The organism is Bacilli bacterium, assembly GCA_036381315.1.
GTDB lineage: Bacteria > Bacillota > Bacilli > Paenibacillales > KCTC-25726 > DASVDB01.
In genome coordinates this window covers 1-7,281 of record DASVDB010000100.1, presented here as the reverse complement: position 1 = coordinate 7,281, position 7,281 = coordinate 1, and the positions used below count along the sequence as shown (strand labels likewise).

At 53.2% G+C, this 7,281-nt stretch carries 4 protein-coding genes, 3 tRNA genes and 1 pseudogene; all 8 read right to left on the bottom strand.

Translation table 11 applies throughout. From position 1 onward, the window contains the following. Positions 1-78: 78 nt before the first annotated feature. On the bottom strand, positions 79-651 hold the full coding sequence (sigW, locus tag VF260_07410; GenBank protein ID HEX7057007.1) for an RNA polymerase sigma factor SigW: 573 nt from the start codon (positions 649-651) through the stop codon (positions 79-81). Next, positions 648-1,571, bottom strand: a complete 924-nt coding sequence (locus tag VF260_07405; protein ID HEX7057006.1) for a DMT family transporter — start codon at positions 1,569-1,571, stop codon at positions 648-650. Before VF260_07405 ends, sigW begins: the two co-directional genes overlap by 4 nt. A gap of 15 nt (positions 1,572-1,586) precedes the next feature. After that, positions 1,587-4,370: pseudogene (gene ppc, locus VF260_07400) on the bottom strand (phosphoenolpyruvate carboxylase). Positions 4,371-4,841: 471 nt separating this feature from the next. Continuing rightward, positions 4,842-4,915 (bottom strand) — tRNA-Gly (locus VF260_07395). 16 nt (positions 4,916-4,931) lie between these two features. Beyond that, a tRNA-Arg gene (locus VF260_07390) sits at positions 4,932-5,008 on the bottom strand. A 15-nt stretch (positions 5,009-5,023) separates the two neighbouring features. Further along, positions 5,024-5,098, bottom strand: a tRNA-Gly gene (locus VF260_07385). A gap of 733 nt (positions 5,099-5,831) precedes the next feature. Continuing rightward, positions 5,832-6,833 (bottom strand): sugar kinase, encoded by a 1,002-nt coding sequence (locus tag VF260_07380; GenBank protein ID HEX7057005.1) that lies wholly within the window; start codon positions 6,831-6,833, stop codon positions 5,832-5,834. Continuing rightward, positions 6,830-7,281: bifunctional 4-hydroxy-2-oxoglutarate aldolase/2-dehydro-3-deoxy-phosphogluconate aldolase (locus tag VF260_07375; protein HEX7057004.1), on the bottom strand; the 452-nt coding region annotated here is incomplete at its 5' end. The genes VF260_07375 and VF260_07380, both read right to left, overlap by 4 nt.

Below are 7,281 nucleotides of genomic sequence, written 5' to 3'. Positions count from 1 at the left end.
TCCACTTTCGGCCGCTCCTTCCGTAACTCAAACTGCTCGTGCTATACCATACGTTTCTTACTGAAGATTGTTTCAAATTCAGATTAAATGATCTTCCTCCAGCTTCTTGCGCAGGTATTCCCGCCCGCGGTGCACTCTCGTTTTGATCGTTGTAACCGGAAGTCCCAAAATTTCGCTGATCTCCTGAAGCGATAAGTCCTGCAAGTAGCGCAGCACAACGACCGCTTTATATTTTTGCGGGAGCGTATTGATCGCTTTGCGCACTTTCGCTTGCGTTTCCGACAGGAGCAAACTGCTCTCCGGTCCTCTTTCCTCGCTTGCCAACATGGAATGCCAATCCAGGCCGTCCCCTTCCGGCAAATCGGCGTCGAGCGAATATTGCCCTTTTCGTCTGCGCAGGCGGTCAATGCAAAGATTGGTGGCAATGCGGTAAATCCATGTGGAAAACCTTTGCTCGGGATCATATTTATCCAGATTGCGGTAAACGCGCAAACAGGTGTCCTGAACAACATCCTCGGCTTCTTGCCGATTGTTCAGCATGCGGTAAGCCAGATGAAATATTTTGGTGCTGTATAGACGAACGAGTTCGGAAAACGCGTTGCGGTCTCCTCTCTTGGCCAGCTTGGCCAGCCTTGTTTCCAAAACATTCACCTGGACTCCTCCTGCATATTGCGTATGACTTTTTTCCCTGTCTTCAATTCCGCGAGCGCAATGCCCGCAACGATTAAAATGATGCCGAACCACTGCCACGCATGCACCTTTTCGCCCACTATCAGGCTCGATGCCAATACGGCAACGGGAAGCTCGATGGAACCGAGCACCGCGGACAGGGAGCCGCCGATGACCGGAATGCCGACATTATAGCAAATCGTCGGGATGACCTGCCCCAAAATTCCGGCCAGGATGCCCCAAAGCATGAGCGGCCACATCCCGGGCCGCACGAGCGACTGTACCGGCGCCAAAAAGGCTGCAATCGGCAGCGCGGCGGTCAGCATCACCGCCGAGCGCATGACGGGGGCCATTTTCGTATTCAGCCTGCCCGTCATCATGATAAATGCGCTATATGTCACCGCCGACGCCAATCCGAGCAGAATGCCAACGGGTTGTACGTTGTGCAGGTCGGCGGCGGTCATGTTCACTGCCAGAAAAGTGCCAGCCAGAATGACGGCAACCGAACCGATTTGCTTCGGACGGGGCATCTTGCGGGCGATTACGGATTCGATGACAAGTGTAATCCAGGTGAACTGAAACAAAAGCACGACGGAAAAGGATACCGGCAAATAATGCAGGGCAAAATTGAGCACTACGGTCGTCATGGCCAGGCCAAAAATGCCGATGAACGCCAAACGCAACCACGGGCCGCGGAAAGGGTTTGTCCAATCCTTGGGCCTGAAAAGCAGAATGCCCCAAGTCAGAATCGTTCCCCAGATGATTTGGCTAGCCGTAACCTGCGCATCGCTAAATCCGGATTGATAGGCCAGTTTGATTACCGGTGACAAAAAGCCGTAGCTGGACGCCCCGACCAAAACGAGAAGAGCGGCAGCCCATTTGTTGAGACGCAATTTTACCATGATTCGAATTGACGATCAGCCCGTATTGCGAAGTCCGGCGGCGATTCCGTTAATCGTCAGCAGCACTTCACGCAGCAGATTGGCGTCATCTTCTCCTTTTTCCCGCAAAGATCGCAGTTCCGCCAACAAGCGCACTTGCAAGTAGCTGAGCGGATCGACATAAGGATTGCGCAAGCGAACCGATTCCTGAATGACCGGAACGTTGTCGAGGATTTCTTTTTGTCCTGTCACTTTAAGCAGCATGTCCTTCGTCAGCCTGTATTCGTCCATAATTTGCCCGAAGATCCGCGTGCGCACCTGTTCGTCTTTCGTCATTGCGGCGTATTCTTTGGAAATAAGCAAATCCGACTTGGCCAAAGCCATTTGCAGATTGTCGATCAAGGAACTGAAGAACGGCCATTTTGCGTACATTTCCCGCAATATCCGCAGGTTGTCCTCGTTATTGTTATAAAACGACAACAATCCGGTTCCTGCGGCATACCACGCCGGCATCAAGTAGCGGCTTTGCGTCCAGGCGAACATCCACGGAATGGCCCGCAAATCTTCGAGCCGATCGCTGTTTTTCCGTTTGGACGGGCGCGAGCCGATGTTTAGCTCGCCAATTTCCGGCTATGGCGTGGATTCCTTGAAAAATTCCACGAAGTTCGGCTCGCGGAATACCAAATCCTGATATTTGCGCAGCGCGGTTGCGGAAATGTCCCGCATGATGTTTTCCCATTCGTGTTCCTGCAAAATCGATTGCGGATGGCGCGCCTGCATGGCCGCCGACAATAGCGCCGAAGTCGCCTGCTCCAGGCTGCGGTAGGCAATTCCCCGCATGGAATAGCGGGAGGACAAAACTTCGCCCTGCTCCGTAATCTTGATGCCGCCGCCGATCGTATGCGACGGTTGGGCGACGATACTGCGGTTTAGCGGCATCCCGCCGCGGCCTAACGCGCCGCCGCGACCGTGGAAAAATTTCAGTTTGACCCCCGCTTCGTTGGCCGCTTCGGTGATCGTCAGCATGGCGACGCGCAGCTCCCAGTTTGCCGTTACGACGCCGCCGTCTTTGTTGCTGTCGGAATAGCCGAGCATGATTTCCTGCAGCTCGCCAAACGCTTTCACGCTTTCCCGGTAGGCCGGCAAGGCGAATAACGACCGCATGATATCCGGCGCGGCATGCAAATCGTCGATTGTTTCAAATAACGGAACAGGCTGCAGCGTGCAGAACACTTTCCCGTCCATATGCCTGCCGTACAGGCCCGCTTCTTTCGCCAGAAGCAGCACTTCCAATAAATCGCTGGCGCCCTGCGTCATGCTGATCAGATAGCTTTTGATGCACTCCGCGCCAAACTCCTGTTGCGCCGCTTTGATCATGCGGAACAAATTCAGGCACTCTTGCGTCGCTTCCGAATATTCCGTATAGGGCGAAGTCAAAGGGCGCTGGTCTTGCAGCAGCCGGTGGAGCAAATCAATCTTTTCGGCTTCCCCAAGCTTTCCGTAATCGGATAGAATGCCCATCTTCTGCAAAATTTCACTAAGCGCCAGTTCATGTTCCTTGCTGTGCTGCCTGACGTCCAGCGTAGCCAGATGAAAACCGAACAACTCAACCTGGCGGATTAATCTTTTCAATTGTGTGTCGGCAACAAAGTCGGCAAAATGAAACCGCAGACTGCGGTCGATAATTTCCAGATCCGCCCGCAATTCTTCAGCCGACATGTATTTTGCCCGCGGATTTACGTCCGCGTTGTTTTCAGTGTTCTGGATTTTCTCCAGCATACAGGAAAGCTTGACGCGATAAGGCTCTTTATCGTTGCGCCATATATCTTCCGATTTGCTGTTGATATTTTCCCTGTCTGATCGGATCGATTCCTTCAACTCATCCGTCACCGTGACGATGGAAGCGCTGAACGTCATCAAACGCATGAGTTTCCTGATGTTTTCCGCATATTTTTTCAGTGCCAAATGACGGTGCATGGTAAGGGTTTTCCAGGTGACTTCCGCCGTCACGGACGGGTTGCCGTCGCGGTCGCCGCCGATCCACGACCCGAAACGCAAATAAGTGGGCACATGCCAGTCTTGCTCAGGGTAATATTTGTTCAAGCAGTTTTCCAATTCTTCATAAACGCTTGGCAGTACTTCAAACAGCGTTTCGTCAAAATAATAAAGCCCGTTGCGTACTTCGTCGATGACGGTCGGCTTGCGGTCACGTAGTTCATCCGTCTGCCAGAGCGTCAACACTTCATTCCGCAGTTTGCCGCGCAAAAGCTCGCGCTCTTTGAACGTCAATGTCGGATTGTCCAGTTCCAGCATATCTTGCGCAATCCGTTGGTGAATGTCCAGAATGGCCCTCCGCATCGCTTCCGTCGGATGCGCGGTCATAACCAACTCAAGCGAAATGCCGTCCAGCATCTCGCGAATTTCATCGGATAATACGCCTTTTTCCTTCAAATCGATAACCGCGCTTTCAATCGAGCCCGGCTGCACATTCTCCCCCGCCGAACGTTCATAGTCGCGCTTTCGGCGAATGCGGTGAATTTGCTCGGCAATATTGACCAACTGAAAATAAATCGCAAACGCGCGAATAACCAGATGTCTGAACTCCGGCTTCAACGAATTTATTGTTGCTTTAAATTCCTCATACAATTCGGTGGAAAAATTCGCCCGCAGGGATTTGCTCAATTCCCTGATCTTTTCAACATGATCCAGCAGTTCATGGCCTCCCTGGTGCACTAAAACCTCGCCCAATATATTCCCGAGAAAACGGACATCTCGCCTTAATGAATTGTTGGGGGAGGTCCGACCGGCAACAGTATGCATTTCGTCTTCCCTCATCCTTCGGACCACCTCTATCCATTTCTTTTTATATCTTACTACAAAAAATAGACCGTAAAAAAATCTTTTTTTATTTTATAATACAAAAAAAGACCTGTCAGGTCCAAGTTGTTAGCAATGATGCATTTCAACCGGTAAACGGCGGCGTCTACAGCAAAGTTCCGTACCAATGTAGGCAGACCGGAAACTTGTTAAGCATATCAGCACCCTCACGATTGAACCGCTCGCCCTGATCGGCGAACACATTAGCACCCATAACCGCATGTTCGGGAAACGGCGGACCGATAACATCGATGTCCGAACATCACGCAGCTGTCGCTTCAGCCAGGGCGCCTGGCGGAACTGCCTAATCCGCGGTGTGATATCCGACATATTTCCATCCGATACCGGAATTCCCAAGAAACTCGACAAAATAAAAAAATCCTTGTCAGACAAGGATTCTCGATTTTAACTTTATGGAGCGGGTGATGGGAATCGAACCCACGCTACCAGCTTGGAAGGCTGGAGTTCTACCATTGAACTACACCCGCGTATCCGGCGCTTATATGGCGTGCCCTGAGAGATTCGAACTCCCGGCCTTTTGATTCGTAGTCAAACGCTCTATCCAGCTGAGCTAAGGGCACAAAAGGACAAAAAAATGGAGCGGACGACGAGATTCGAACTCGCGACCCTCGCCTTGGCAAGGCGATGCTCTACCCCTGAGCCACGTCCGCAAACCGACAAAACATAATATAACAAAATCACGGGGGAATTTCAACTGGTTTCTTGTTCCAAAGTGTTCCAGAGTGTTCCAGCATGTTCTGACGTGCTCCCGCGTATTCCAACGCGGGTCTTCGTGTTTTGAAGCCATTGCCCGCTTGACAATATGGGTTAAAGTTAGCGCGAACATCTCCGGCTGAAAATTGTGATGCCAGTATGCCGCATGATGGCCGGTTTGGATGTGCCGTTGCTGCCAACAAGTAGCAGGTTAACCGATCGTGCGCCGCATGATGGCCGGTTTGGATGTGCGTTGCTGCCAACCGTTTGTTGGTATGCGCGATCATACGCCGCATGGCGGCCCAATTCGGGCGCGCCCTAACCGTCATACGTTGCCGACATGCTCTAACGGACGCCATTGACGTTAATTGGCGATTTTTTTCGCCTTTAAAATTGTAACGGACGCCATTGCGCTTATTTGCCTATTTTTATGGCTTTGGGGCCGGGTTTCGGTCAAAAAACGGCACCTGCGTCCGTTAAAATTTCCACATAGCGTTTTTTCGCAAAATAGCGGCAAATACGTCCGTTAGCGCGGAAAGCTTGAGCAACGGGGCTACCGGTTGCACGGGCAGCAACAACAGGGCTGCCCATTGGCGCAGCCGCGCCGATGCGTAAAGGCCAGCATCCAGCGCGCAGCTTGTTGGCCGCAAGGTAGCGCCCAAACGCGGCCGAGTTTGCATTTTTCTTCTTCTATCTTGTTCTGTCTTTGCCGCCGGCCAGACGCCTTTCGACTTCGGCAAGCGTCGGCAAGCCTTCCCAATCGCCGCGGAATTGCGTAGCCATCGAGCCCAACAAATTTCCGCGCGTCAACGCCGCGGTCAATGTCTCTTCCGTCAGGCGCCCGATCTCCGTGTCCAATATGACCGACATAAAACCGGCCGCAAACGCATCGCCGGCGCCCACCGTATCGACGATCCGCGGCACCGGAAAGCCGGCTGCTTTCGCCGCAAACCCGCGGGCGAATCCGATCGATCCTTCCGCTCCCAGCTTCAACGCCACAACTTTCGGACCCATTTCCAAAAACGCCCGGCCATATTGCTCAACCGGCTTTTCGCCGATCAGAAATTCAGCCTCTTCGATCCCCGGCAAAAAAATATCGCACAGCGGCAGCATGGCCAGAAGCGTACTGCGCGCAGTCGCTTCATCCCACAGTTTAAAGCGGATGTTCGGATCAAACGAGACGGTAAGACCTTGCGCTTTTGCCATCTTCATGGCCGCGATCACCATCTCGCCGGTATGCTCGCCAAGCGCCGGCGTAATGCCGGTGACATGCAAATGCCGCGCATCGGAAAACCAATCCTCCCGCACATCGTCCGGATGCAGGCGGCTTGCCGCCGAATGCTTGCGGTAATAAAACACGCGGGGATCGCCGGCACTTTTATTTTCCTTGAAAAATACGGCGGTCGGATGCGTTTCGTCGCGAATCACGCGGGATACGTCCAGCCCTTCCCCGGCGAGCGTCGATTGCACAAAATCGCCGAACGGATCAGTGCCGAGCCGGCTGATCCAGCGCACCTTTTTGCCTAATCTCGCAAGGCCAACGCCGAAATTGCCTTCCGCGCCGGCCACAGATTTGATATATAACGAAGCGTAAGCGAGCGGCGTCTCCTGCATCGGGGTAAACAATACCATGCTTTCCCCAAACGTAACGACGTCAACCGCGCAATCCCGCTTGTCGCGCGCGTCCGTCATCCCGCTTCACCAGCCTGCCGGGCAGCCGCGACATATTGGCTTGCCAAACGGGCGATCTCCGCAAAATTGCCGCTATTGATCAGCGTTTTGTTCACCAGATTGCCGCCCAGTCCGACAGCTACCGCGCCGGCTTTGAAATAATCCGCAATATTTTGCAGGTTGACGCCGCCGGTGGCAATCAACGGAATGTGGTTCAACGGCCCGCGGATATCTTTTATATAATTCGCGCCGAGCGTACCCGAAGGGAATACTTTCACAGCCGATGCCCCCGCTTTCCACGCCCGGACAATTTCCGTCGGCGTCATGACGCCGGGCCATACATCCAACCCGTGATCCAATCCGTAACGGATCACCTCTTCGTCCAAATTGGGCGAAATCAAAAATTCCGCGCCGGCCGCAACAGCCTGCCGGGCCATTTCAATATCCAGCACGGTGCCCGCTCCGATTG